Genomic DNA, 24,107 nt, shown 5'->3' with positions numbered 1-24,107 from the left:
CCCCCACACAGCCGCAGCCCCCACACAGCCGCAGCCCCCACACAGCCGCAGCCCCCACAGAGCCGCAGCCCCCCTACAGAGCCGCGGGTAGTGACTCTCCCTGTACCGCCTGGATGTCCAGCTCCACCCTCAGCGTCGTGCCTATCGCCGCGATGCCCGCCTGTACCACCTGGTTGTAGTTCATCGCGAAGTCGTCGCGGCGGAGTTCGGTCGTCGCGCGGAACGCGGCTCGGGTGCCGCCCCAGGGGTCCGTGCCGGTGCCCAGGTACGCGAGGTCCAGGTCGACCGGGCGTACGACGCCGTGCATGCCCAACTCGCCGTGGACCGTCCAGCGGTCCTGGCCGGACGGGGTCAGGCCCGTGGAGACGTAGGTGATCTCGGGGTGGCGGTCGGCGTCCAGGAAGTCCGGGGAGCGCAGGTGTCCGTCCCGCATGGCGTTGCCCGTGTCGATCGAGGCGGCGCGGATCACCGCCGACACCCGGGACTTGGTGCCCTCGTCCGGGGTGGGGGCGATCTCGATGGAGCCGGAGAAGTTGGTGAAGCGGCCGTGCACGCTGGAGATGCCCAGGTGCTGGGCCACGGCCGCGACGGAGGAGTGGGCCGGGTCGATGGTCCAGGGGCCGGGCGGGGGCAGTTCGGCGCCGCCCAGCCGGGCCAGGGTCACCGTGCCGACCTCGGCCCGGCTGCTCGCGGTCACGAGGGCACTGGACGCGACCGGGGCGTAGCCGACCGCCGTGACGATCACCGTGTACGCGCCGGGCGCGAGCGCCGTGGAGTCGCGCACCACCCCTTCCGCGTCCGCCCCGGCCCGCAGCACCTGCGTACCGGTCATGTCGGTCACGGTGACGACCGCGTGCGACACGGCCCACCCGTCCCGGGTACGGACCCTCGCGGTCAGCCCCGTCCGTCCCGTTGCTTCCGTCGAACCCATCCGGGCCCACTCCTCACGTCTCTTGCGTGTGACTACTCGCCGGGGTGGGCGAGCTCGATGTCGTGGCCGTCGACGCCGGGGCCGGTGACCGTCAGGGCCGTGGCCACGGGCGGGTAGCCGGTGGCGATCACCGAGTACTCGCCGCCGTCCAGGTCGGCGAAGGCGTACGCGCCGTCCGCCCCGGTGGTGGCGGTGCCGACCACGTTGCCCGCCGCGTCGACGAGGGTGACGCGGGCGTCGGCCAGGGGCCCGCCGGCCGCCCGTACGACCCCCTGGAGCCGGGCCCCGGCCTCCAGGTCGACCTCGATCCGGGTGACCCCGGCGCCGCCGATCTCCACGGGCAGGGCGCGCGGACGGTACCCGGCGGCGTTCACCGCGACGGTGACGGCACCCGGCACCAGCTCCCGGAAGCCGAACTCGCCCTGCTCACCGGTGGTCCCGGTGGCCAGCACATCCCCGCGCACATCGGTCACGACGACCATGGCGTCCTTCACGGGCAGCGCGGCACCGGCGGCCCGCACCACACCGCTCAGCCCGCTGGTACCGCTCAGCAGGACGTCGTACGAGACCGGCTCGTCGTTCACCACGATCGTGGACGCCTGCGGCTGGAACCCGTCGGCGGCGGCGATCAGTACGTACGACCCGGCGGCGGGCGCGTCCACCGCGTAGGCCCCGTCGTCCCCGGCGACAGAGCGGCCGAGCTGCCGGCCCCCGAGCGAGATCAGCGTGACGGCGGCCCTCGGCACGGGCGCGTTCTCGGTGCCGCGGACGTGACCCCGTACGGGGATTCCGGCGGAGGCGCCGGGCAGCGCGGCTCCCTCCTCGGCCACCGGCAGCGCGGCGGCGGTCGTGCCCTCGGTCGCGGCGAGCCGCCGAGCGCCGTCGGAGCCGTCTGAGCCCGTCCCGGCGGTGGCCCAGCTGGGGACCTTCTCTGCGGTCGGCGCGGGGGCCGTGGCCGCGGCCTTGGCCTCCGCCGCCTGGGTCAGCGCGCCGCTGGTCCGCAGCGGCACCTCCTTGATGAAGACCGAGAAGATCAGCGCGAGGACGGCGAACGGGGCGGCGTAGAGGAAGACGTCGCCGATGCCGTGGCCGTAGGCGCTCTCGATGACCGTGCGGATCGGGGCGGGCAGCGAGTCCAGGTCGGGGATCTCGCCGTGGCCCATGGAGGAGCCGGAGACGCCGAGCTTGGCGAGGCCCTCCTCCGCGTAGTGGGTGATCCGGTGGCTGAGGACCGCGCCCAGCGCGGAGACGCCGATCGCGCCACCGAGGGAACGGAAGAAGGTGACGACCGAGCTGGCGGCGCCCAGATCGCTGGGGGCCACCTGGTTCTGGGTGCACAGCACCAGGTTCTGCATCATCATGCCGACGCCGAGCCCGAGCAGCGCCATGAAGATCGCCACGTGCCAGTACGCGGTGTCGTGGCGGAGGGTGCCCAGCAGCCCGAGGCCCGCGGTCACCAGCACACCACCGGCGATCAGCCACGCCTTCCAGCGTCCGGTGCGGGTGATGACCTGCCCGGAGACGGTCGACGAGACGAACAGACCGCCGATCATCGGGATGGTCAGGACACCGGACATGGTCGGCGACTTGTCGCGGGCCAGCTGGAAGTACTGGCTGAAGAAGATCGTGCCCGCGAACATCGCCACACCCACGAAGAGCGAGGCCAGCGAGGCCAGCGCGATCGTCCGGTTGCGGAACAGCCGCAGCGGGATGATCGGCTCGCTCGCCTTCGTCTCGACGAGGACGAAGAGGGCCAGCAGCGCGAGTGTGCCGCCGACCATCGCGTACGTCTGCCAGGAGACCCAGTCGTACTTGTCACCGGCGAAGGTCACCCAGATCAGCAGCAGGCAGACCGCGGCGGTGATGAGGAACGCGCCCGCCCAGTCGACCTTGACCTTGCGCCGGACGACCGGCAGATGCAGGGTCCGCTGGAGCACGATCAGCGCGATGATCGCGAAGGGCACGCCGACATAGAAGCACCAGCGCCAGCCGAGCCAGTCGGTGTCGGTGATGACCCCGCCGACCAGCGGGCCGCCGACCATCGCGGTCGCGAAGGTGGCGCCGAGGTAGCCGTTGTACCGGCCGCGCTCGCGCGGGGAGATCATCGCCGCGAGGATGATCTGGGCCAGCGAGGAGAGCCCGCCCATGCCGATGCCCTGGACCGCGCGGAACGCGATGAGCATCCCGGCGTTCTGGGAGAGTCCGGCGGCGGCCGAGCCGAGCACGAAGACGACGAGCGCCAGCTGGATCAGCAGCTTCTTGGAGAACAGGTCGGCGAGCTTGCCCCACAGCGGGGTGGACGCGGTCATCGCGAGCAGCGACGCCGTCACCACCCAGGTGTACGCGCTCTGTCCGCCGCCCAGGTCCTTGATGATGTCCGGCAGCGCGTTCGACACGATCGTGGACGACAGGATCGCCACGAACATGCCGAGCAGCAGGCCGGTCAGCGCTTCCATGATCTGCCGATGCGTCATCGGAGCATCGTCGCCACCGCTGTGGGTGGCGCCGTGCTTGGCGTGCGCCCGCACACCGGCTGGTGTGGTCGTTGCCATGAGCTTCCTTTTCCTGTGCGATCTATGCGGGTGTACGGGGGGTGGTGGGGTGTGTGCCGTCGCCGTCGCTGTCGTCGCTCTGTGCTTCAGCAACGGGTACGGGTACGGGGGGCGCCGTGCGTGGCGTGGTCCGGGGGCCGGCGCGGCAGTCGTCGAAGCTGTCGCGCAGCCGGTCCAGGAGGTGGACCAGCTGCCCGACCTCGTCGTCGGACCAGTGGCTCAGCCGTTCGGCCATCAACCGGGTGCTACGCCGGTGGAGTTCGGCGAGCTTGTCCTGGCCCTCGGGGGTCAGGCGCAGGATGCGGGAGCGTTTGTCCGCCGGGTCGGGGAGGCGTTCGATCCAGCCCCGGTCGGCCACGTGTGCGACGTGGCGGCTGGTCACCGATATGTCCACCGCGAGCAGTTCGGCGAGTCTGCTCATGCGCATCTCGCCGTGTCGGCCGAGGAGGGTCAGTACGCCTGCGGAGCCGCCCGGGCAGTCGGGTGGGAGCATTCGGGCGATCTCCCGCTTCACGACGCCGACGGCGCTGAGCTGGCGGGCGAGCTCCTCGTAGTGCGCCTGCCTTGCCATGGCAGCCCTCCCGTGTTCGTTGCTTAGGGCAACCATAGGACTGGATGGTTGCTGCAGGCAAATTAAATCTGGAGGGTATGGGCCAAGTCTTGGCAAAGGGGGATGGGGTGGGAGGGGCAGGAGGGTCGGGAGGGGCGGATGGTCGAGGGCGCCGGGGCCGGGTGGCTGGGCTCGCCGGGGCCGGGTGGCTGGGGTCGGTGGGGTCCGGAGGGCCGCCGGGTGCTGGGGCTCGGGCGGAGTACCCGGCTTGGGTGTGCCGGGGCTGGTTCGCTAGGGTCTCGGGGCATGGCTGACAACCAGGGTCCCCAGGGCAACTACGACCCCGCGGGTAGTACTCAGATGTTCCGTGCCTTTGTTGATGAGACGCCGCAGGGGGGTCGGCAGGCTGCCGCGTCCTCCGGGCCGCGTGTCGGGGTGATCGTCGGGGTTGTCGCGGCGGTTGTGGTTGTGGCTGCGGTCGTTTGGCTGGCGCTGGGCTGAGCGTCGGCCTTTTTCGGCCCCGCCGCCCTACCCGTCCCTCCCCCATCCACCCGCAGACGACTCACCGGCCCTCTGCCGTCCCCTGCGCACGCGCAACCGCCGGGTGCCCATGAATCGGGCCCCGGCGGTTGGGTGTGTCACGGAGTGGGTGGGTCAGTCGGAGATCAGACCCTCGCGGAGTTGGGCCAGGGTGCGGGTGAGCAGGCGGGAGACGTGCATCTGGGAGATGCCGACCTCCTCGCCGATCTGGGACTGGGTCATGTTGGCGAAGAAGCGGAGCATGATGATCCGCCGTTCGCGGGGCGGGAGTTTGGCGAGCAGCGGCTTCAACGACTCGCGGTACTCGACGCCTTCGAGCGCGCTGTCCTCGTAGCCGAGGCGGTCCGCGAGGGAGCCCTCGCCGCCGTCGTCCTCGGGAGCTGGGGAGTCGAGGGAGGAGGCCGTGTAGGCGTTGCCGACCGCGAGGCCGTCGACCACGTCTTCCTCGGACACGCCCAGGACCGCGGCGAGTTCGGTGACCGTCGGGGAGCGGTCGAGCTTCTGGGAGAGCTCGTCGCTGGCCTTGGTGAGGGCCAGGCGCAGCTCCTGGAGGCGGCGCGGGACGCGGACCGACCACGAGGTGTCGCGGAAGAACCGCTTGATCTCGCCCACGACCGTCGGCATCGCGAACGTCGGGAACTCGACGCCCCGTTCGCAGTCGAAGCGGTCGATCGCCTTGATCAGCCCGATCGTTCCGACCTGGACGATGTCCTCCATCGGCTCGTTGCGCGACCGGAAGCGGGCGGCGGCGTAACGCACGAGCGGGAGGTTGAGCTCGATGAGGGTGTCCCGGACGTAGGCGCGCTCGGGGCTGTTCTCGTCGAGTGCGGCCAGCCGCAGGAACAGGGAGCGGGACAGGGTGCGGGTGTCGATGTTCGCCGAGGCCGACAAGGCCGGGAAGTCAGTGGCCGGCGGCGCTTCGGGACCGGGAAGGTCAGGAAGCTCCTGAAGGTCCTGAGGGGCCTGGAGAGCGTCGGGCGCGGTTTCGCTCTTGGCGAGCGTGAGCACCTTCGAGCTGCCCTGGTCTGCGGACATGCCACCCCCTTTGGGTCGCGGACGGTCGCGGCGGACGCTCCGTCGTAGGGAACGCAGCCTCCACCTCAATACCGGCGGCGAGGCCACGGCAAACGCGCTGGGGGAAGAATGTCACACGTCGGCAACGCGATGTAGTGACATGTCGACATGGCGAAGGTGAATAGGCCCTGGAAACAGATGGTCTGACGGGGTTTCACAACAGAACTGTCGGTAAGAGGCGAGATGGGCGATTCGCTCTCGACGGTGATGTCTCGATCTCGTGTTCGGTCACGCCTATGGCCTGGGAACGCGCGTCCACGGCCGATTCTGTGCGCCCCGTCTGCCTTCGTGCGCCCCGCGTGCCCCATGGTCCATCCGTGGCGCGGGAGAGGTGAACTGGTTACCGCCGGTCACCCTCCCCGCGCCCTGAAAGGGGCGCGGGGAACTGCGCGAGAAACCACGTCCAACCCGCAGTCGCGAAATCACAGTGACCCCCGAGCCATTAGGCGCCCCTGCCCCCAAGCGGAGCGTTCACGCCTCGATGCGGTTGGCCGAACGCAGCCGCGCGAAGCTGCGGGCGAGGAGGCGGGAGACGTGCATCTGGGAGACGCCGAGTTCGGCGCTGATCTGGGACTGGGTGAGGTTGCTGTAGTAGCGGAGCAGCAGGATGCGCTGTTCGCGTTCGGGGAGTTGGACGAGGAGGTGCCGTACGAGATCGCGGTGTTCGACTCCGTCGAGCTCGGGGTCCTCGTAGCCGAGCCGGTCGAGGAGCCCCGGCAGCCCGTCGCCCTCCTGGGCGGCCTCCAGGGAGGTCGCGTGGTACGAGCGTCCCGCCTCGATGCAGGACAGGACCTCCTCCTCGGTGATCCGCAGCCGCTCGGCGATCTCGGCGGTGGAGGGGGCGCGGCCGAAGGCGGTGGTCAGGTCCTCGGTCGCGCTGTTCACCTGCACCCACAGCTCGTGCAGCCGGCGCGGGACGTGGACCGTGCGGACGTTGTCGCGGAAGTACCGCTTGATCTCGCCGACGACGGTCGGCATCGCGAACGTCGGGAACTGCACGCCCCGGTCCGGGTCGAATCGGTCGATGGCGTTGATGAGCCCGATGGTCCCGACCTGGACCACGTCCTCCATGGGCTCGTTGCGGGAGCGGAAGCGGGCTGCCGCGTAGCGCACGAGCGGGAGATTCGCCTCGATGAGAGCCCCGCGGACGCGATTGTGTTCCGGGGTGCCCGGCTCCAGATGCTTCAGCTCGGCGAAGAGCACCTGGGTGAGGGCCCGGGTGTCGGCACCCCGCCGTTTCTCCGGCGCGGGCGGTTCGGCCGGTACGGGCGGCTCGGCCGGTACGGGCCCAGGAACAGAGGTCTGGGCCGGGGCGGGGGCGGGGGCCGGGATCTCTTCCTGGGGTGGCGCAGTACTGGCCGACACGGTCAACGCCACCTCTTCATCCATCAACTCAACCGTCAAAAGCGGTCATAGCATCACAAGACATGTGCACTGTGATCAAGCACCGCATATCGCCGTGTTGAGGGAGAGACGGGGGTGGGAGAGGCAACCGGGTACACAAGAGCCCCGCACTGTTCCAGCGCGGGGCGGGTGGTGTGCTCCGGGTGGCGGTCGCCTCAGAACTCGTAGTCGGCGATCACCCACGTGGCGAACTCACGCCACAGGGCGACGCCCGCCTGGTGGTCCGGGTGCTCGACGTACGTCCGCAGCGCGTCCGCGTCCTCGAACGCGGAGTTGATCGCGAAGTCGTAGGCGATGGGCCGGTCGCTGAAGTTCCAGCCCAGCTCCCAGTGGCGCAGCTCGGGGATCTTCCCGTCGAGCGCGCGGAACGCCTCGACGCCCTTCACGACCCGGGGGTCGTCGCGTTCGACGCCCTCGTTGAGCTTGAAGAGGACCAGGTGGCGGATCATGGGCGCTCCGGGAGAAGGTCGTACGACGGGCTACTCGGCCCCGTTGGCGAGCCAGGTGAAGAAGTCGCCGATGGCCTGTGCGGCGTTCGAGACGCCCTCGAACCCTATCTGGACGTAGTCGGCGGCCTTGGCCGGGTCGGTGATGATCACGTACAGCACGAAGACCACGAGCACATATACCGCGATCTTCTTTCCCTGCACCGCCACAGCGGCCTCCCCCGCCTCATGTGTCCCTGTTTGCCGGCGGCGAGTGTAACCCGATCATGCGTTCGTAGGGATGTCCGGAACACACGAAGGACCCCGCCTTTCGGCGGGGCCCTTCCACAGCGGTAGCGGAGGGATTTGAACCCTCGGTGACTTGCGCCACACTCGCTTTCGAGGCGAGCTCCTTCGGCCGCTCGGACACGCTACCGAGGGAGACCTTACAGCAAGGTGGGGCGTGCTTTGAAATCGGTATTCGCGGATGCCCACGGGCGTGTCGGCGGGGGCGTCAGCGGCTGCGGAAGAAGTCCGTGAGGAGGCGGGCGCAGTCGTCGGCGAGGACGCCCTCGATGACCTCGGGGCGGTGGTTGAGGCGCCGGTCGCGTACGACGTCCCAGAGGGACCCGGCCGCGCCGGCCTTCTCGTCGCGGGCGCCGTAGACGACCCGGTCGACCCGGGACTGCACGATCGCGCCCGCGCACATCGTGCAGGGTTCGAGGGTGACGACCAGGGTGCAGCCGGTCAGCCGCCATTCCCCGAGTGCGGCAGCCGCCCGGCGAATGGCGAGGACCTCGGCGTGGGCGGTCGGATCGCCGGTCGCCTCGCGCTCGTTGTGCCCGGCGGCGAGGACGGTCCGCCCGTCCGGGGCGAGGACGACCGCGCCGACCGGGACGTCACCGCCCTCGGCGGCCCGCCCGGCCTCGTCCAGGGCGAGCCGCATCGCGGCCCGCCAGCGGTCGCGTACCGGATCGGGACCCGGTGCCTCTGCGTCGGTTGCTTCGGTCACCCGGGGAACCTAGCGGATGGTGGACGGCGGTGACGGCTCGTGGCGGGCGGACGGCTCTAGCGGACGGTTTCCAGGACCTCCGACGCCCCCAGGGCCTCGGCGATCGCGCCGAGGGCGTCATCGGCGTCGAGGGCGCGCAGCTCCTTCTCGCTCACGCCCAGGTCGTCGAGGATCTGGCTGTCGCCGACCGGGCTGTGCGGCACGGCCTCGGCGGCCGTGCCGTCGTCATCGTCGTCGTCGGGCTCACCGTCCTCCGTACCGTCGAGGTCCAGGGCGTCCAGGTCGGGGTCGTCGTCGCCGGGCTCCCTTCCGAGCAGTTCGTCGGTGAGCAGGATCTCGCCGTAGCTGCTGCGGGCAGCGGCGGCGGCGTCCGAGACGTAGATACGAGGGTCGTCCTCGCCATCGATGCGGACGACGCCGAACCAGGCGTCCTCCTGCTCGATGAGCACCAGCACCGTGTCGTCGTCGGGCGAGGCTTCACGGGCCAGGTCGGCCAGATCCGACAGGGTTTCCACATCGTCGAGCTCTGTGTCGCTCGCTTCCCACCCGTCTTCGGTGCGCGCGAGCAGTGCGGCGAAGTACACCGTGACTCTCCCACTGGTCATAGGCGTGCCGGTTGGGGGTCCCCCCGGCGGAGGCTGAGGATGGGGCGGCTTGTGCTCCGAGCCCCACCCACTCGGAATCGTGGCAGAAACAGAGCACTCAGGGGATGTCTTCAGCTCCCTGTGTCCGGCTGTTTTGATCGCCGGTCGGTCCGCCGTTCACCTGCGCACCTGTTGCCGCCACCTGCGGATCGTACGCGGACTTCCTGACCACCCACGCACGACCACCCCGCAACCGCCCCACGAACCCCTCATGGATGCGCCGCCGGGGATGGCCCGGAGGGCGTCGGGGGTCGGGTCGGAGCCCTTGGGGGAGGGGCGGGGTCCCGGGGCGCGGGTGGCCGCGGCTACCAGCGGAAGGTGCGCATGCGCATGGCGTGGCGCAGGCGGGCGGCCTTGGCGCGGCGTGGTTGGACGCGGTCGCGCAGCTCCCGTGCCTCCGTCAGCTCCCGCAGGAACTGGGCCCGGCGCCGCCGGCGAGCGGCGTCGCCGCGCTCGTCCGCCGGCTCCGCGTTCGGCTCCTGCTGTGATGGGGCGCCGGCCTCCGGGTCGTTCCCCTGTGGCGCGGGGCCGCCGGGCTCGGGACCCCGTTCGCGCTGTTTGTGTGTGGAACTGTGTGTGGAACTTTTGGTCGCGTCTGCCATGGGCTTGCCACCGTCCGGCATCGGTCATCACCCCCGCTACGTGCAATCCCACTTTCCCTCCGACGGGGGGTTTGATGCCATCGGAAGGGTGACGGGACGATGGGGCGGGGACCGGGAGTCCGGTGGTGGGGCCCCGGTTACTGTTGTGGTCATGCGTCTCCACGTCGTCGACCACCCCCTGGTCGCCCACAAGCTCACCACGCTGCGCGACCAGCGCACCGACTCCCCGACCTTCCGCCGTCTCGCCGACGAGCTGGTCACCCTGCTCGCCTACGAGGCCACGCGTGACGTGCGCACCGAGCAGGTCGACATCGAGACGCCGGTCGCCCCCACCACCGGCGTCAAGCTTTCCCACCCGCGCCCGCTGGTCGTGCCGATCCTGCGGGCCGGCCTCGGCATGCTCGACGGCATGGTCCGGCTGCTGCCGACCGCCGAGGTGGGCTTCCTGGGCATGATCCGCAACGAGGAGACGCTGCAGGCCTCCACGTACGCCACCCGCATGCCCGAGGACCTCTCCGGGCGCCAGGTGTACGTCCTCGACCCCATGCTCGCCACCGGCGGCACCCTCGTCGCCGCGATCCGTGAGCTCATCTCGCGCGGCGCCGACGATGTGACCGCCGTGGTCCTCCTCGCCGCCCCCGAGGGCGTCGAGATCATGGAACGCGAGCTGGCCGGTGCCCCCGTGACGGTCGTGACCGCCGCGGTCGACAAGTGCCTGAACGAGCAGGGCTACATCGTGCCGGGCCTGGGAGACGCGGGGGACCGGCTGTACGGCGCCGCGGAGTAACGCGGCACCGGAGCAACGCCGCGGCGCAACTGGGCGGCTGGGGGCAGTTCCGGGGGCTACGGCCGTCGGATCACCGCGGCCGTCGGGCGGCTGCGGCCGGGGCCACGGCCGTGGGTGACTACGGCTGCCGGGCAGTTACGGCTGCCGGGCGGCTGCGGCGTTGGGTAGTGGTGGGTGGTGGGCGGCGGACGACTGCGGCCGTCGAGTGGCTACGGCTCCGAGGGCCCCGACCGCCGGGCGGCTGCGGCCCCCGAGCTGCGGCTGTCGGGCGGCTGTGGCCGCCGAGGGGTTGTGACCCCGAGTGGCCGTGGCCGTCGAGTGGTTGTGACCGTCGGTCGGCCTGCGGGTGGTCCCAGGCGGTCGCTCGGTGGGGTTCAGCAGGTCTTCGTCGCCGTGGGTGCCGGCCGGGGGCTGGTCAGGGCGGTCAGGGCCTTGGCGGCGTCCTTCTGGGGGCTGAGGGACTTGAAGCCGGTGCCGATGATGAAGTCGACCTCGGTGGCCTTCGTACGCCCGTCGGTCTTCAGCTGGGCGCCGGTGAGCTGGGTGTTGAGGACGGGCAGCGCCGCCTTCTCGGCGGCCTTCGCGCCGAGCAGTATCGCGGGGGCCTTGACCTTCTTGTCGTACTCCTCGGTCGCGTTCCCCACGTTCCCGATCCGGAAGCCGCGCTTCTTCAGCTCCTCCGCGGTGTCCTTGGCGAGCCCGGCGCGGGGCGTCGCGTTGAGGACGTTGACGGTGATCCTTCCGGGCGCCGGGTAGGACGTGTCGGTCGATCCTCCGGCCGTCTCGGACGGCGTCGGTGAAGGACTCACCCTGGTGGCGCAGTCCGACTTGGTGCCGGCCGCGGCGGCCTTGTCGTTGTCGCCGGTGAAGACATCGATGAGCTGCAGGGTTCCCCAGGCGGCCAGGCCCAGCGCGCTCGCGGACGCGATGGCCGCGAGCACGAGCCTGCGGTGCCTCTTCGGTCGGCGCAGCCGCGGGTACTTGTCCCCCGTGATCCGGTACTGGCCGCCCATGCCGGGGGGAGTCAGCATGCTCATGAGCGCAGCGTAGTGCCGTTGGACGGCGATGCCTACTAGATGATCATTGACCCCGCTGCAGACCAACCCGAAAGGGCCAACCGGCGGGCGTCGGGGCCCGGGGAGTCGGACTGGTTCGCCCGGGGACGCGGTTCGCTTCGCCGGGTAAGCGGTCGGGTCGGCGAGGGATGCGGCCGGTCGGGTGAGGGGTGCAGCCGGTCGGGCGGTGATGCGGCTGGTCGGGTGAGGGGTTCAGGCCGGTTCTCCGAGGAGCCGGGCCGGCTGCCGGGGCCAGACGGTCCGCCACAGGTTTTCCGGCTCCCGCCGTGCGTTTCCCGGGCTTGGCCCCGGTGCTCCGGACTTCGCCCCGGTTCTCCGGGCGTCCGTTCCGGTTCTCCGGGCGTCCGTTCCGGCTTCCCCGGTCGCTGGTCCGTCCGCCGCCGGCCACCAGTCCGTCGGCCGCTGGTCGCTGGTCGCCGCCCCGGCGGCCGTCAGTCCAGTTCGAGGACGCGGGCGTGGAGGACCTGGCGTTGTTGGAGGGCGGCTCGTACGGCGCGGTGGAGGCCGTCCTCCAGGTACAGGTCGCCCTGCCACTTCACCACGTGCGCGAAGAGGTCGCCGTAGAACGTGGAGTCCTCGGCGAGGAGGGTCTCCAGATCGAGCTGCCCCTTGGTCGTCACGAGCTGATCGAGGCGGACCGGGCGCGGCGCGACGTCCGCCCACTGCCGGGTGCTTTCCCGGCCGTGGTCGGGGTACGGCCGGCCGTTTCCGATGCGCTTGAAGATCACACGGAAAGCCTACCGGTCGAGACGTTCCGGGCGCAGCCATGGCGACGGAGTGCGACCCCGGAAAAGGTGTGTCCAAACGGGGCGAAGAGGTGATTCCGGGGGGCTTGGTGGTGGTCGCGCCCCCTCTTTGGAGGCGTGCCGCGAGTCCCCCGGTGGTGTCCTGCGCGGCTCGGGGGTTCCAATCCGAGGCGTCGAAAGTGTGAACAGGGGTGGTGCACGGGCGTGGTGAACAGGTGGTGATCGACGGCATGTGAGCCGGTTCTGTCGGAAGCGGTGAGGGGTTGGGAACGCCCTGGAGTCCGGTGGGCTCCAGGGCGCTCTTCAGGCGTTCCTCATGCGGTCGGCCTCGGGTCGGCCTCGGGGCAGCCTTGGGTCAGTCGTGTTCCGAGGTCTTCGGGGGCTGTTGCCCGCCGGTTCTCGGCTCGTGCCCGGCCTCGGGGTTCCGTTCAGGCTTCGGCTTGGGGGTGCTGCGTACGGCCTCCGCGCGGAGGAGCGCGCGCAGGACCGTGTACGGGTCACTGGGCATGGCTGTGTCCTGTTCTGTCCTGTGCTGTGTCGTTGCGGATCCTTGCGTGCTGGTTCGTTGGGAGCCCGGAGCTCTCTCAGCAGCGCAGGACCACGGAGCGCAGGGTGTGCAGGACGTACGGGGGCCGGGGGTGCGCCGGTACGGGGAGGGGGTGCCCTGTCGGGGGTGGAGGCGGCGAGGGCGGGAAGGGCGCCCGGCGTGCTGTGGGCGCCGGGCGGTGGGTGTGATGGCGGGACGACGGCGGGCGGGGCGCGCTCTCGACGAGGTCGTACTCGACGGCGGCCGTCTCGCCGGCCATCGTCACCGCGAGGCTCGCCTGGGCGGCGACGTGGGCGCCGGGGACGAGCAGGGCGAAGGTCAGGGCGAGCACCCTGGTCCAGGACCACGACCAGGACCCGGTTCGGGTCCGGGTCCGGGGTCGGATCGGGGTGGTGCTCATGGTGGTTGTTTCCCCGCAGTGGGGGTGTGTCGCATCGCGGAGACCACTGGATCCGCCCGAACGGCGTACAGCCTCGTTGTCGGCGGAGGCGGAGGCGGAGGCGGCGCCGTGCGTCGCCGTCGTACGGACGGGTCCTCCGTCTACTTCGCCTTCGCCGCCTTGGCCGCTGCCTTCATCCCCTGTTTGTGGGCGCGGACCTTGGCCAGGGATTCGGGGCCCTTGAACGCCCACTCCATCGGCACCTGCTGGTCCAGCAGCATGCCGACCAGCGCGGCGAGCGGGCTGCGCCCGAGGAGTTTGTCGGCCTGGGGGTCCTGGGCGAGACGCAGGGCGACGTTCATGTCCCGATGATCGCGTGCGTGGCTGCCGGACGCAGCCCGGCCCCGGTGGGGTCCGGTCCCGACCGGGGTCGGTCCGTCCGTCCCTACGGCCGCCAGTACCCGAGCGCGTGCATCCGCTGCTTCGGTATGCCCAGCTCCTTGCGGAAGTACGACGTCAGGGAGCGGGTCGTGGCGGTGTCGCAGGCGATCCAGACGTACGGGTTCGGGGTGTCCTTCAGAAGGGACGTAGCCTGGGGCGCGTGACTCCTGAAGAGCTCATCGCGCACTACGAGTTGGAGCCCATTCCGCGTGAGGGTGGGCGGTTTCGGCAGACGTGGGCGGGCCCGGCGCGGGGGGACGGGCGGCCGGAGGGGACGGCGATCGTCGCGCTGCTCACCACCGAGCCCGGGGACTACTCGGCCCTGCATCGGCTGCCCAGTGACGAGGTCTGGCACTTCTACCTCGGTGACCCGCTGCGGATGCTGCTGCTGGCCCCGGACGGCACCTCGCGGGTCGTCGTCCTCGGGCCGGACGTGCTCGGCGGGCAGTACGTGCAGTACGTCGTGCCCGCCGGGACCTGGATGGGGGCGCGGGTGCTGGGGGGTGCCGGGGCGTGGACGCTGTTCGGGTGCACGATGGCGCCGGGGTTCACGTTCGAGGGGTACGAGCACGGGGACGCCGGGGAGTTGGCGGTGCGGTATCCGGAGCGGGCCGCGTTGATCGCGGAGCTGGGGAGGGAGTGAGGGCGGTCGGCCGGTCTCCGCGGTGAACACGCGGTTCGTGGCGTACGTACCTGTTCGAAGGAGTTCGGAGGAATCCGAGAGCCGGCGACAGTGGATCCGGAGCGCGACGTGGGCCGACGCAGCAACAGGAACCGGGACAGCGACAGGAACCGGGACAGCGACAGGAACGAGAGGCGACATGGCGGAACGGACAGCCGGGGCATCGGCGAGTACGAACGTCGTGTCGGACGTCGTTTCCGGGGCGGGCGCCGAGGGGTTCAGCGCCTGGTGTTGCTGGGCTCCGTGTTGGTCCTGTTCCTCCTCGGCGGGGCGGGGAGCGCGTCCGCGCACGCCGCGCTGAAGGGGAGCGACCCCGCTGACGGAAGCGTCCTCGACGCCGCTCCCCGGGACGTCACCCTCACCTTCACCGAGTCGGTAAGCCTCCTGGAGGACTCCATCCGTGTCGTCGACCCGGAGAACCGCGCGGTCGACACCGGGAAGCCCGGGCGTTCGGGCGGTCGTTCCGACACGGCACGTGTCACTCTCCCGACCGGCCTCGACGACGGCACATACACGATCGCCTGGCGTGTCGTCTCCGCCGACAGCCACCCCATCTCCGGCGCCCTGATCTTCTCGATCGGCGAGCCCTCCGCGACCTCCGTGAGCCTTCCCCCCGACCTCGCCGAGGATCCGCTCACCTCCTCCCTCTACGACATCACCCGCTACTTCGCGTACGGTGCCCTCGCCCTGCTCATCGGCGTGACCGTCTTCATGGCGGTCGTACTCGGCGGCTGGAGCGAGGCGCTGCGCAGGTTGCTCCTGGCTGGCTGGCTGGCCCTGCTGCTCGCCTCGGTCGTCCTGCTGCTGCTCCGCGGGCCGTACGAGCGCGGCACCGGCCCGGGGTCCGCCTTCGACCTCTCCCTCCTCGGCGACACGGCGGCCGGCAGGCCGGGGCTCGCCCTGCTGACACGGCTCGCGCTGCTCGTGCCGGCCGGCTTCTTCCTCGTACGAGTACGGGGGCGGGCGCGGGTGCGGGTGCAGGGGGAGGCGCAGCCGCACGGCGAGTCGGCCACAGAGACCGTGCCGGCGGCTGATCGGCAGGAGCGGTGGGGGACGGGGACGGTCGTCGCAGGGGTGCTGCTCTCCGTGGGGCTGGCCGGTACCTGGGCCGCCGCCGAGCACGCGTCCGCCGGTATCCAGGTGCCGGTGGCGATGACCTCGTCCGTGCTGCATCTGCTCGCGATGGCTGCCTGGCTGGGCGGGCTGACGGCCCTGCTCACCGTGTTGTACCGGGCCCCGGAGTCGTTGTCGGCCGCCATGGTGGGCCGTTTCTCCCGGCTCGCCTTCGCCTCGGTGATCGTCCTGGTCGTCACCGGCGTCTACCAGTCCTGGCGCGGCCTCGGTTCCTGGTCCGCCTTCACCTCCACGGCGTACGGGCAGGTGCTCGTCGCCAAGCTGGGCGCGGTCGTGCTGCTGCTGACGGCGGCCTGGTTCTCGCGGCGCTGGACCGCGCGGTTGGGGGCGGTCGCGGGCGAGGAGGCCACCGCAGAATCCTCGGCTGCGACGCCGGTGGCCGTGCGGGTGGCTCAGCCTGTGGGAGCGGTGGCTCGGGTGGAGGGCTCGGGTGTGGTGTCTTCGGATGCCGGTGCTGATGGCGGTGCCGGTGCCAGTGCCGGTGCTGACGGCCGGTCGGCCGAGGCGGCGACCCCTCCCTCCGCGGAAGGCTCTGAAGCCGTGGAGGACTCCGGCTCCGGCTCCGAGTCCGGCGCGCACCGGCAGGGCCTCCGGCGTTCCGTCCTCGCCGAGTTCACTGTCGCCGTCGTGATCCTCGTGATCACCACCGTGTTGACGGGCACCCTGCCGGGCCGGGCCGCGGCCGAGGTCGCGAAGGAGTCCGGGGGCGCGGCGGCGCCCGGGGAGATCACGGCGTCCTCGACCGTGGTCCCCTTCGACGTCGGTACCCCGAACGGCCACGGCAAGGTCCAGATCGACCTCGGCCCCGGCCGCGTCGGCAAGAACTCCGTGCAGGCGGTGGTCTTCGGCCCCGACGACGGCATCGCGACCGTTCCCGAACTCCGTCTCACCTTCACCCTCAAGGCAGAGAAGATCGGTCCGATCGACGCCAAGCTCACCAACCGCGGCGGCTACTGGGCCACGGACACCCTTCAGCTCCCCCTCCCCGGAAAGTGGACGATGAGGCTCACGGTCCGTACGACCGACATCGACCAGGTCACGGTGGAGAAGGCGGTACGGGTCGGTTAGCCGGGCCGTAAGGGTCGGAAGGGTCGGAAGGCCGTAAGGGGAGACGGGCGGCCGAGCCCGGCTCAGCCCTCGGTGTCCTCGCGCGGCTCGTGCGGCTCGTGCGGTTCGTGTCGCTCATGCCGTTCGTGCGGTTCGTGCAGAGGCGCCCCCACCAGCGACGTCGACGGCCTGCCGTCCACGCCCACCGGCGGCTCCCCGGCGACCATCACGCGGTGCATGATGCGCGGGAAGTCCAGGTGGGCCGTGTCGTTGGGGGCGAGGTGGACGGTGGCGCGGTTGTCCCAGAGGGCCACCGAGCCGGGCTCCCAACGGAAGCGGACCGTGTACTCGGGGCGGGTGATCTGCTCGACGAACATCTCAAGGAGGAGCCTGCTCTCCGCCCTGGTCACGTCGACGATGTTCTCGACGTAGTACGGGTTGACGTACAGGATCCGCTCGCCGGTCTCGGGGTGGACGCGGACGACCGGGTGGACCGAGGCGACCTGGTGGTCCTGGAGGTGGCGGAGGTAGGGGTCGGGGCCGGAGCGGGCGAGGTAGCCGACGCCGAGGCGGTGTTCGGCGCGCAGCCCGTCGGCGAAACGGCGTACGGGTTCGGAGAGGCCCGCGTAGGCGGTGGCGAGGTTGGCCCAGGTGGTGTCGCCGCCGTACGGGGGGACCTGTTCGGCGCGGAGCAGGGTCAGGGCGGGCGGGTCGACGCGGGCGGTGTGGTCGCCGTGCCAGCCGCGCAGCGTGGAGTGCCGGCGGCGTTCCAGCCACTCGGCCTGTTCCATGCCGTGCTTGCTGCCGAGTTCCTTGCGGTCGGCGGTCGTCTCGATCTCCGGGTACTCGGGGGGTGAGTACGAACCCCGGGAGCGCAGCCGGATCGGCTCACCGAAGCGGCGCGCGAACGCGATCTGCCCGGCGTGGTCCAGTTTCTGCTCCCGGAAGAACACGACCTTCCAGCGGAGCAGTGCCGAGCGGATCCCGGCGATCGTCCGGTCGTCCAGAGGGCCGGAGAGGTCGACGCCGTGGATCTCGGCGCCGATGTAGCCGGAGGCCGGTCGTACGTCGAGGCTGTCGGCGGTCACCTCGTCGGCTCCTTGTGTGTCGCTGCTCATGGCTCGCCCCTCATGTACGTACCCGTCCCCGTCCGGTTGGTTCCCGTGCCCCGGTCTTCCCGTGCCCCGGTCTTCCCGTGCCGCCGTCCGGGCATGCGGGATGGGCGGGAACGTGTCCTGATTCGCGGCGCGGTATCGGTGGAAAGGGCGGCGTGGCGTCTTCGCGGTGAGCGGCGGGTGCGCGGCGGCTTGGGAGACTGGTAAGCCTTCGTAGGAGGCAGGAAGTTGACGTCATGACAGACAAGAACACAGTCACCGTGACCGTGAGTGTCCTGGGCACCGGCATCATGGGCGCGGCGATGGCCCGCAACCTGGTTCGCGCCGGTCACACGGTACGGGCGTGGAACCGTACCCGTGCCAAGGCCGAGCCGTTGGCCGCTGACGGCGCGGAGGTCGTCGACACGCCCGCCGAGGCGGTGCGGGGCGCCGATGTCGTCCTCACGATGCTGTACGACGGGGCCGCCGCCCTGGAGGTGATGCGGGACGCGGGGCCCGGCCTGCGCCCCGGTGCCGTATGGGCGCAGTCCACCACCGCCGGTGTCGAGGGCGTCGCCGAACTGGCCGCCCTGGCCCGCGAGTACGGGCTGGTCTTCTACGACGCGCCCGTCCTCGGCACCCGCCAGCCCGCGGAGGCGGGGCAGTTGACGGTGCTGGCGGCGGGGCCGGTCGAGGGGCGCGAGACGGTGACCCCCGTCTTTGACGCGGTGGGCGCGCGTACGGTCTGGACCGGCGAGGACGGCGCGGCGGGCAACGCCACGCGGCTGAAGCTCGTGGCCAACAGCTGGGTGCTGGCCGCCACCAACGCGGCCGGCGAGGTCCTGGCCCTGGCCAAGGCCCTCGACGTAGACCCGCAGTCCTTCTTCGACGTCATCGACGGCGGTCCGCTCGACATGGGCTACCTCCGCGCCAAGTCCGCCCTCATCCTCGACGACCGCCTCTCCCCGGCCTCCTTCGCCGTCGCCACCGCCGCCAAGGACGCCCGCCTCATCGTCGAGGCCGGCCGGCGGCACGGGGTGCGTCTCGACGTGGCCGCCGCCGGCGCCGAACGCCTCGCCCGCGCCGCCGCCCAGGGGCACGCCGACGAGGACATGGCGGCGGCGTACTTCGCGAGCTTCGAGGAGAAGGCCGGCTTCGAGGAGAAGGAATGAGCGAGGCCGCGGCGATTCGCGCCGGGCGCGAGGCCGAGATCGAGGCCGAGAACGAGGCCGAGAACGAGGCCGAGAACGAGGCCGCGATACGCGAGCGGCTGGACCGGGAGAACAACGTCTGGCTGTGCACCGTACGGCCGGACGGCTCGCCCCATGTCACCCCGGTCTGGTTCGTCTTCCTGCGGAGCCGGTGGTGGATCGGCTCGGACGGTGGTTCGGTCAAGGTCCGCAACATCGAGAAGGAACCGCGGGTGTCGTTGGCGCTGGAGGACGGCCGGTTCCCGGTGGTGGCCGAGGGGGACGCGGTACTGCACCGCGCCCCCTTCCCGGCGGACATCACGGAGGCGTTCGCCGTGAAGTACGGCTGGGACGTCTCCGCTCCGCACCGGCCGGGGGAGACGCGCGTACTGCTCGAAGTCCCGGTACGACGCTGGCTGCTGGCCGGAACGGCTCAGTGAGCGGCTTGGCGATCCGTGACGGCCGCGATCCGTGACGGCATTGTCCCTGTCAGGAGTCGGCCGCGGTGAAGCGGGCGTAGAGGCCGAGGAGTGCGGGCGGCAGGGACAGCGCGGCCAGGGCCAGGCCCGGGCGGTCCGTGCCGACCAGGGCGTTGAGTACGGCCACCAAGACCATCGCCTCGCCGAAGGCGTGGCCCACACCAGGGGCGTGGCAACGGGCCGGGGCTCGGGGCGGGGTCGGTGCCCAGGAACACCCACTGGCTCATGCCTGTGCTTCCTTTCGGTCCTCCCCCGGCGCTGGCGGGCCGACCGGGCGTGGACGGGCGACTGTCAGTGGTGTCCGGCAGAGTGGTGAGCAGGACCGCCGGGGGAAGGGACATCCACGTGAGCAGCAGCAGGCCCGCCGGAGAGCAGTATCTGCGTGAGCTCGCGCGGTTGCGCCGGGTGCGTGACCGGATCGACCGGGAGTACGCGCAGCCGCTGGACGTCGAGGCGCTGGCGCGTGGCGTGAACATGTCGGCGGGGCATCTGAGCCGACAGTTCCGGGCGGCGTACGGGGAGTCGCCGTACGCGTATCTGATGACGCGGCGCATCGAGCGGGCCATGGCACTGCTGCGGCGCGGCGACCTCAGCGTCACCGAGGTCTGCTTCACGGTCGGCTGCTCGTCGCTGGGCACGTTCAGCAGCCGTTTCACCGAGCTGGTCGGGGTGCCGCCCAGCGTCTACCGGCGCGAGGCGGAGCGTGCGCCTGCCGGCGTCACGACCGCCGGAATGCCGTCCTGCGTGGTGAAACAAGTGACCAGACCGATCAGAACCACACCGACGAGGAACCCGATGGCGGGTCCGCCGACGGGGGAGCCGACGGTGAATCCAGCGACGAGAAACGCTTCAGCGAATCCGAAGGCGAGTACCGCGCCAACGGATTCGGCGGCGGGGAAGGGGCCAGCGGATTCGGCGGTGAGGATCCCGGCGGCGGATTCGACGGCGCAGAACCCGGCGGTGGATCCGACGACGAGGGCCCCGATGGTGGGTCCGGCGGCGGGGAAGGCGTCGGCGGATCCGGCGATGAGGAATCCGGCGGTGGGAATCCCGGTGGTGAGGTCGGTGGTGGGGAGGGCGTCAGTGGATCCGGCGGCGGAGTCGGTGACGGGGAACGAGGCGGTGGGTCCGACGACGAGGGCCCCGATGGCGAAGCCGGCGGCGGGGAAGGGGGCAGCGGATTCGGCAGCGCAGAACCCGGCGGTGGAGTCGGTGAGGGGGAACCCGGCGGTGGGTCCGACGACGAGGGCCTTGATGGTGAGGTCGGCGGCGGGGAAGGCGTTGGCGGATCCGGCGGCGCAGAACTCGGCGGTGGATCCGGCGGCGCAGAACTCGGCGGTGGAGTCGGTGACGGGGAAGCCGGCGGTGAGGATCCCGGCGGTCGGTTCGGCGGTGCAGACGCCGGTGGTGAAGTCGGTCAGGAATCGAGAAGCGTCTGTCGCGGGCCGCGCCTAGCGTGGCTGCCATGGACATCAACATTCACGCCAGCTTCCTCCCGCACGACGACCCCGAGGCCGCCATCGCCTTCTACCGCGACACCCTCGGCTTCGAGGTCCGCAACGACGTCGGCTACAACGGCCTGCGCTGGATCACGGTCGGCCCCAAGGGGCAGCCGGACGTCAACATCGTGCTGTCGCCGCCGGCCGGTGACCCCGGCATCACCGACGACGAGCGCCGCACCATCAGCGAGATGATGGCCAAGGGCACATACGCCGGCATCGTCCTGGCCACCGCCGACGTCGACGCCACGTTCGAGCGGCTGCAGGCCGGCGACGCCGAGGTCATCCAGGAGCCCACCGACCAGCCGTACGGCGTCCGCGACTGCGCCTTTCGCGACCCCGCCGGCAACATGGTCCGCATCCAGCAGGCCCAGCGGGCGAGTTGAGCGGCCTGCGGCGGAGCCGCGCCGAGCCACTTGGAGCCGGGGCTGAGCCGGTCGCCCTGCGGTAGCGGGCATTCCGTATCTCCCTGTGCTCCATTCTCCGGGTATCCCCCCGGACTTCCTCGAACTCTGGTTCCGTATCCCACGAGATCCCTGACAGCGGTACCCCGGCCGGCGTCGGTCGATGGCTGACGGCGGACGGCGGGCATCCCCCGGCGGGCATCCCTGGCGGACATCCCCCGGCGGACGGCCGACCGTCGACGACCGGCAGCGGCCGGGGACCGGGACCGGGCCCGGGGGCCGGGGCCGAAGACAGGAACCCCATGGGCGGCCAGGCCAGGCCAGCCCAGGCCAAGCCAGACCCAGACCCAGACCCACACCCGACCCGATGACGACCGAGCAGACAGATGGAGACGACGCGATGAGCAAGGTCACGAGGACGGACGGGCAGTCGCGCGGGGCGCACGCCGCCGACAGCCATGATCTGATCCGCGTGCACGGCGCGCGCGAGAACAACCTCAAGGACGTCAGCATCGAGATCCCGAAGCGCCGCCTGACGGTGTTCACCGGAGTCTCCGGCTCGGGCAAGAGCTCCCTCGTGTTCGACACGATCGCCGCCGAGTCGCAGCGGCTGATCAACGAGACGTACAGCGCGTTCGTACAGGGCTTCATGCCGACCCTGGCCCGCCCCGAGGTCGACGTACTCGACGGCCTGACCACCGCGATCATCGTCGACCAGCAGCGGATGGGCGGCGACCTGCGCTCCACCGTCGGCACCGCCACCGATGCCAACGCGATGCTGCGCATCCTCTTCAGCCGGCTCGGCAAGCCGCACATCGGCCCGCCCAGCGCGTACTCCTTCAACGTCGCCTCGGTCCGCGCGAGCGGTGCGATCACCGTCGAGCGCGGTGCGAGAACGAAGGCCGAGAAGGCGACGTTCAACCGCACCGGCGGCATGTGCAACCACTGCGAGGGCCGGGGCACGGTCTCCGACATCGACCTCACCCAGCTCTACGACGACTCCAAGTCGATCGCCGAGGGCGCGTTCACCATCCCGGGCTGGAAGTCGGACAACGTGTGGACCGTGGGGATCTACGCCGAGTCCGGTTTCCTCGACCCGAAGAAGCCGATCCGCGAGTTCACCAAGAAGGAGATGCACGACTTCCTCTACCGGGAGCCGACCAAGGTCAAGGTCAACGGCGTCAACCTCACCTACGAGGGCCTGATCCCCAAGATCCAGAAGTCGTTCCTGTCCAAGGACAAGGAGTCGATGCAGCCGCACATCCGGGCGTTCGTGGAGCGGGCGGTCACCTTCATCACCTGCCCGGAGTGCGACGGCACCAGGCTGAGCGAGGGCGCCCGGTCGTCGAAGATCAAGGACATCAGCATCGCCGACGCCTGCGCGATGGAGATCAGGGACCTGGCCGAGTGGGTACGCGGCCTGAAGGAACCGTCGGTGGCGCCGCTGCTCACCTCGCTGCAGCAGACCCTCGACTCGTTCGTGGAGATCGGCCTCGGCTACCTCGCGCTCGACCGGCCGGCGGGCACGCTGTCCGGCGGCGAGGCACAGCGCGTCAAGATGATCCGCCACCTGGGCTCCTCGCTCACGGACGTCACATACGTGTTCGACGAGCCCACCTCCGGTCTGCATCCGCACGACATCCAGCGCATGAACGACCTGCTGCTGCGCCTGCGGGACAAGGGCAACACCGTGCTCGTCGTGGAGCACAAGCCCGAGGTGATCGCGATCGCCGACCACATCGTCGACCTGGGCCCCGGGCCGGGTACGCAGGGCGGCACCGTCTGCTTCGAGGGCACCGTCGAGGGCCTGCGCAAGGGCGGCACGATCACCGGGCGCCACTTCGACGACCGGGCCTCGGTGAAGGACGAGGTGCGCAAGTCCACCGGCACGCTGGAGATCCGGGGCGCGAGCACGCACAACCTGCGGAACGTGGACGTCGACGTCCCGCTCGGTGTGCTGTGCGTGGTCACGGGCGTGGCGGGCTCGGGCAAGAGCTCGCTGATCCACGGCTCCGTCCCCGCCTCCGAGGGCGTGATCTCGGTCGACCAGGCGCCGATCCGCGGCTCCCGGCGCAGCAACCCGGCGACGTACACCGGACTGCTCGACCCGATCCGCAAGGCGTTCGCCACGGCCAACGGCGTCAAGCCCGCGCTCTTCAGCGCCAACTCCGAGGGCGCCTGCCCCACCTGCAACGGCGCCGGGGTCATCTACACCGACCTGGCGATGATGGCCGGGGTCGCCACGACCTGCGAGGACTGCGAGGGGAAGCGGTACCAGGCCTCCGTCCTCGAATACCACCTCGGCGGCCGGGACATCAGCGAGGTGCTCGCGATGTCGGTGACCGAGGCGGAGGAGTTCTTCGGCACGGGCGAGGCGCGTACGCCGGCCGCGCACCGCATCCTCGACCGCCTCGCCGACGTCGGCCTCGGCTACCTCACCCTCGGCCAGCCGCTCACCACCCTCTCCGGCGGCGAGCGACAGCGGCTGAAGCTGGCGACGCACATGGCGGGCAAGGGCGGCGACCGACAGGTCCTCGTACTCGACGAGCCGACGACGGGCCTGCACCTGGCGGACGTCGAACAACTCCTGGGCCTCCTCGACCGTTTGGTCGACTCCGGCAAGTCGGTCATCGTCATCGAACACCACCAGGCCGTCATGGCCCACGCCGACTGGATCATCGACCTCGGCCCCGGCGCCGGCCACGACGGTGGCCGGATCGTCTTCGAGGGCACCCCGAGCGACCTGATCACCGCCCGCTCCACCCTGACCGGCGAACACCTGGCGGCATACGTGGGCGCGTGACCGGCGACGCCGGTGCGGAGGGACGAGACGCCGGTGCGGAGGGACGAGGGGTGAACCGGGGCTGT

At 71.0% G+C, this 24,107-nt stretch carries 23 protein-coding genes, 1 tRNA gene and 4 pseudogenes; 9 read left to right on the top strand and 19 right to left on the bottom strand.

Translation table 11 applies throughout. The annotated features are described in order from the left end of the window. Nucleotides 1-73 precede the first annotated feature (73 nt). From STRIP9103_RS31870 to STRIP9103_RS31860, 3 genes are all read right to left on the bottom strand, one after another. Nucleotides 74-931: a YceI family protein gene (locus STRIP9103_RS31870; RefSeq protein ID WP_009327350.1), complete on the bottom strand. Its 858-nt coding sequence runs from the start codon at nt 929-931 to the stop codon at nt 74-76. Nucleotides 932-963: 32 nt separating this feature from the next. Beyond that, nucleotides 964-3,405, bottom strand: a complete 2,442-nt coding sequence (locus STRIP9103_RS31865; RefSeq protein WP_048821353.1) for an MFS transporter — start codon at nt 3,403-3,405, stop codon at nt 964-966. Nucleotides 3,406-3,505: 100 nt separating this feature from the next. Further along, entirely contained in the window at nt 3,506-4,054 is a 549-nt protein-coding gene (locus STRIP9103_RS31860) for a MarR family winged helix-turn-helix transcriptional regulator (RefSeq protein ID WP_009327343.1), read from the bottom strand. A gap of 285 nt (nt 4,055-4,339) precedes the next feature. Between STRIP9103_RS31860 and STRIP9103_RS52135 the strand changes: the two genes are divergently transcribed. Beyond that, nucleotides 4,340-4,534 carry a hypothetical protein gene (locus STRIP9103_RS52135; protein ID WP_048821352.1) on the top strand — a complete coding sequence of 65 codons (195 nt, stop codon included), beginning with the start codon at nt 4,340-4,342 and terminating at the stop codon, nt 4,532-4,534. 153 nt (nt 4,535-4,687) lie between these two features. Here the strand turns inward: STRIP9103_RS52135 and STRIP9103_RS31850 are convergent, their stop codons facing one another. The 8 genes from STRIP9103_RS31850 to STRIP9103_RS50880 form a co-directional block, all read right to left on the bottom strand. Continuing rightward, nucleotides 4,688-5,608, bottom strand: a complete 921-nt coding sequence (locus STRIP9103_RS31850) for an RNA polymerase sigma factor SigF (RefSeq protein WP_009327338.1) — start codon at nt 5,606-5,608, stop codon at nt 4,688-4,690. 510 nt (nt 5,609-6,118) lie between these two features. Then, entirely contained in the window at nt 6,119-7,036 is a 918-nt protein-coding gene (locus STRIP9103_RS31845; RefSeq protein ID WP_048821347.1) for an RNA polymerase sigma factor SigF, read from the bottom strand. A 170-nt stretch (nt 7,037-7,206) separates the two neighbouring features. Continuing rightward, nucleotides 7,207-7,500, bottom strand: coding sequence for a Dabb family protein (locus tag STRIP9103_RS31840; RefSeq protein WP_009327353.1), 294 nt, complete (start codon nt 7,498-7,500; stop codon nt 7,207-7,209). 30 nt (nt 7,501-7,530) lie between these two features. After that, nucleotides 7,531-7,707 carry a hypothetical protein gene (locus STRIP9103_RS50885; protein ID WP_009327347.1) on the bottom strand — a complete coding sequence of 59 codons (177 nt, stop codon included), beginning with the start codon at nt 7,705-7,707 and terminating at the stop codon, nt 7,531-7,533. Between the two features lie 120 nt (nt 7,708-7,827). Next, nucleotides 7,828-7,912 (bottom strand) — tRNA-Ser (locus STRIP9103_RS31830). Between the two features lie 78 nt (nt 7,913-7,990). Continuing rightward, a complete protein-coding gene (gene tadA, locus STRIP9103_RS31825) occupies nt 7,991-8,422 on the bottom strand; it encodes a tRNA adenosine(34) deaminase TadA (RefSeq protein ID WP_086019339.1) in 432 nt (143 codons plus the stop codon). A gap of 122 nt (nt 8,423-8,544) precedes the next feature. Beyond that, on the bottom strand, nt 8,545-9,072 hold the full coding sequence (locus STRIP9103_RS31820) for a tRNA adenosine deaminase-associated protein (protein ID WP_009327349.1): 528 nt from the start codon (nt 9,070-9,072) through the stop codon (nt 8,545-8,547). Nucleotides 9,073-9,437: 365 nt separating this feature from the next. Then, nucleotides 9,438-9,734: a hypothetical protein gene (locus STRIP9103_RS50880; protein WP_181800169.1), complete on the bottom strand. Its 297-nt coding sequence runs from the start codon at nt 9,732-9,734 to the stop codon at nt 9,438-9,440. Nucleotides 9,735-9,885: 151 nt separating this feature from the next. On the opposite strand from STRIP9103_RS50880, the gene upp reads away from it, so the two are divergent. Further along, a complete protein-coding gene (gene upp, locus STRIP9103_RS31810; RefSeq protein ID WP_009327344.1) occupies nt 9,886-10,521 on the top strand; it encodes a uracil phosphoribosyltransferase in 636 nt (211 codons plus the stop codon). Between the two features lie 374 nt (nt 10,522-10,895). Here the strand turns inward: upp and STRIP9103_RS31805 are convergent, their stop codons facing one another. The 6 genes and pseudogenes from STRIP9103_RS31805 to STRIP9103_RS31785 form a co-directional block, all read right to left on the bottom strand. Further along, nucleotides 10,896-11,534: a LytR C-terminal domain-containing protein gene (locus STRIP9103_RS31805; protein WP_009327334.1), complete on the bottom strand. Its 639-nt coding sequence runs from the start codon at nt 11,532-11,534 to the stop codon at nt 10,896-10,898. A gap of 494 nt (nt 11,535-12,028) precedes the next feature. Beyond that, complete coding sequence (locus STRIP9103_RS31800; protein WP_003999914.1) at nt 12,029-12,325, bottom strand: type II toxin-antitoxin system VapB family antitoxin; 297 nt, start codon at nt 12,323-12,325, stop codon at nt 12,029-12,031. Nucleotides 12,326-12,698: 373 nt separating this feature from the next. Further along, entirely contained in the window at nt 12,699-12,851 is a 153-nt protein-coding gene (locus tag STRIP9103_RS50875; RefSeq protein WP_009327336.1) for a hypothetical protein, read from the bottom strand. A 76-nt stretch (nt 12,852-12,927) separates the two neighbouring features. After that, nucleotides 12,928-13,290 carry a hypothetical protein gene (locus STRIP9103_RS31795; protein WP_048821346.1) on the bottom strand — a complete coding sequence of 121 codons (363 nt, stop codon included), beginning with the start codon at nt 13,288-13,290 and terminating at the stop codon, nt 12,928-12,930. Between the two features lie 200 nt (nt 13,291-13,490). After that, nucleotides 13,491-13,631 (bottom strand): annotated as a pseudogene (locus tag STRIP9103_RS31790) (HhH-GPD-type base excision DNA repair protein); the annotation flags it as partial. Between the two features lie 83 nt (nt 13,632-13,714). Further along, nucleotides 13,715-13,855 (bottom strand): annotated as a pseudogene (locus STRIP9103_RS31785) (SIP domain-containing protein); the annotation flags it as partial. A gap of 15 nt (nt 13,856-13,870) precedes the next feature. Here STRIP9103_RS31785 and STRIP9103_RS31780 point away from each other — a divergent pair. Together STRIP9103_RS31780 and STRIP9103_RS31775 are read left to right on the top strand one after the other, a co-directional pair. Then, the gene (locus STRIP9103_RS31780) at nt 13,871-14,353 is read left to right on the top strand and encodes a cupin domain-containing protein (protein ID WP_009327355.1); all 483 of its coding nucleotides are present in this window, start codon (nt 13,871-13,873) and stop codon (nt 14,351-14,353) included. 267 nt (nt 14,354-14,620) lie between these two features. Further along, nucleotides 14,621-16,594 carry a copper resistance CopC/CopD family protein gene (locus tag STRIP9103_RS31775; protein WP_048821350.1) on the top strand — a complete coding sequence of 658 codons (1,974 nt, stop codon included), beginning with the start codon at nt 14,621-14,623 and terminating at the stop codon, nt 16,592-16,594. 62 nt (nt 16,595-16,656) lie between these two features. Here STRIP9103_RS31775 and STRIP9103_RS31770 read toward each other — a convergent pair whose 3' ends face one another. After that, nucleotides 16,657-17,691: a TauD/TfdA dioxygenase family protein gene (locus STRIP9103_RS31770; protein ID WP_009327354.1), complete on the bottom strand. Its 1,035-nt coding sequence runs from the start codon at nt 17,689-17,691 to the stop codon at nt 16,657-16,659. Nucleotides 17,692-17,924: 233 nt separating this feature from the next. Between STRIP9103_RS31770 and STRIP9103_RS31765 the strand changes: the two genes are divergently transcribed. Together STRIP9103_RS31765 and STRIP9103_RS31760 are read left to right on the top strand one after the other, a co-directional pair. Continuing rightward, on the top strand, nt 17,925-18,839 hold the full coding sequence (locus STRIP9103_RS31765; protein ID WP_009327342.1) for an NAD(P)-dependent oxidoreductase: 915 nt from the start codon (nt 17,925-17,927) through the stop codon (nt 18,837-18,839). Then, nucleotides 18,836-19,297, top strand: coding sequence for a pyridoxamine 5'-phosphate oxidase family protein (locus tag STRIP9103_RS31760; RefSeq protein ID WP_009327332.1), 462 nt, complete (start codon nt 18,836-18,838; stop codon nt 19,295-19,297). Before STRIP9103_RS31765 ends, STRIP9103_RS31760 begins: the two co-directional genes overlap by 4 nt. Before the next feature lie 58 nt (nt 19,298-19,355). Here STRIP9103_RS31760 and STRIP9103_RS31755 read toward each other — a convergent pair. Next, nucleotides 19,356-19,563: pseudogene (locus tag STRIP9103_RS31755) on the bottom strand (hypothetical protein); the annotation flags it as partial. A 118-nt stretch (nt 19,564-19,681) separates the two neighbouring features. Here STRIP9103_RS31755 and STRIP9103_RS31750 point away from each other — a divergent pair. The 3 genes and pseudogenes from STRIP9103_RS31750 to STRIP9103_RS31740 all read left to right on the top strand — a co-directional run. Beyond that, nucleotides 19,682-20,131, top strand: a pseudogene (locus tag STRIP9103_RS31750) (helix-turn-helix transcriptional regulator); the annotation flags it as partial. A 670-nt stretch (nt 20,132-20,801) separates the two neighbouring features. After that, on the top strand, nt 20,802-21,221 hold the full coding sequence (locus STRIP9103_RS31745; RefSeq protein ID WP_009327339.1) for a VOC family protein: 420 nt from the start codon (nt 20,802-20,804) through the stop codon (nt 21,219-21,221). A 418-nt stretch (nt 21,222-21,639) separates the two neighbouring features. Continuing rightward, nucleotides 21,640-24,042: an ATP-binding cassette domain-containing protein gene (locus STRIP9103_RS31740; protein WP_009327348.1), complete on the top strand. Its 2,403-nt coding sequence runs from the start codon at nt 21,640-21,642 to the stop codon at nt 24,040-24,042. Nucleotides 24,043-24,107: the final 65 nt, after the last annotated feature.

It is taken from the genome of Streptomyces ipomoeae 91-03 (assembly GCF_000317595.1).
Lineage (GTDB): Bacteria > Actinomycetota > Actinomycetes > Streptomycetales > Streptomycetaceae > Streptomyces > Streptomyces ipomoeae.
Note: the sequence above shows the minus strand (reverse complement) of the source record. Positions and strands in the feature narration are given on the sequence as shown.

Excerpts from the sequence above, each read along its gene's own strand:
- STRIP9103_RS31870 (WP_009327350.1), bottom strand. The coding sequence starts at position 931 with ATGGGTTCGACGGAAGCAACGGGACGGACGGGGCTGACCGCGAGGGTC.
- STRIP9103_RS31865 (WP_048821353.1), bottom strand. The coding sequence starts at position 3,405 with ATGACGCATCGGCAGATCATGGAAGCGCTGACCGGCCTGCTGCTCGGC.
- STRIP9103_RS31860 (WP_009327343.1), bottom strand. The coding sequence starts at position 4,054 with ATGGCAAGGCAGGCGCACTACGAGGAGCTCGCCCGCCAGCTCAGCGCC.
- STRIP9103_RS52135 (WP_048821352.1), top strand. The coding sequence starts at position 4,340 with ATGGCTGACAACCAGGGTCCCCAGGGCAACTACGACCCCGCGGGTAGT.
- STRIP9103_RS31850 (WP_009327338.1), bottom strand. The coding sequence starts at position 5,608 with ATGTCCGCAGACCAGGGCAGCTCGAAGGTGCTCACGCTCGCCAAGAGC.
- STRIP9103_RS31845 (WP_048821347.1), bottom strand. The coding sequence starts at position 7,036 with ATGGATGAAGAGGTGGCGTTGACCGTGTCGGCCAGTACTGCGCCACCC.
- STRIP9103_RS31840 (WP_009327353.1), bottom strand. The coding sequence starts at position 7,500 with ATGATCCGCCACCTGGTCCTCTTCAAGCTCAACGAGGGCGTCGAACGC.
- tadA (WP_086019339.1), bottom strand. The coding sequence starts at position 8,422 with ATGCGGCTCGCCCTGGACGAGGCCGGGCGGGCCGCCGAGGGCGGTGAC.
- STRIP9103_RS50880 (WP_181800169.1), bottom strand. The coding sequence starts at position 9,734 with ATGGCAGACGCGACCAAAAGTTCCACACACAGTTCCACACACAAACAG.
- upp (WP_009327344.1), top strand. The coding sequence starts at position 9,886 with ATGCGTCTCCACGTCGTCGACCACCCCCTGGTCGCCCACAAGCTCACC.
- STRIP9103_RS31805 (WP_009327334.1), bottom strand. The coding sequence starts at position 11,534 with ATGGGCGGCCAGTACCGGATCACGGGGGACAAGTACCCGCGGCTGCGC.
- STRIP9103_RS50875 (WP_009327336.1), bottom strand. The coding sequence starts at position 12,851 with ATGCCCAGTGACCCGTACACGGTCCTGCGCGCGCTCCTCCGCGCGGAG.
- STRIP9103_RS31795 (WP_048821346.1), bottom strand. The coding sequence starts at position 13,290 with ATGAGCACCACCCCGATCCGACCCCGGACCCGGACCCGAACCGGGTCC.
- STRIP9103_RS31770 (WP_009327354.1), bottom strand. The coding sequence starts at position 17,691 with ATGAGCAGCGACACACAAGGAGCCGACGAGGTGACCGCCGACAGCCTC.
- STRIP9103_RS31765 (WP_009327342.1), top strand. The coding sequence starts at position 17,925 with ATGACAGACAAGAACACAGTCACCGTGACCGTGAGTGTCCTGGGCACC.
- STRIP9103_RS31760 (WP_009327332.1), top strand. The coding sequence starts at position 18,836 with ATGAGCGAGGCCGCGGCGATTCGCGCCGGGCGCGAGGCCGAGATCGAG.
- STRIP9103_RS31745 (WP_009327339.1), top strand. The coding sequence starts at position 20,802 with ATGGACATCAACATTCACGCCAGCTTCCTCCCGCACGACGACCCCGAG.
- STRIP9103_RS31740 (WP_009327348.1), top strand. The coding sequence starts at position 21,640 with ATGAGCAAGGTCACGAGGACGGACGGGCAGTCGCGCGGGGCGCACGCC.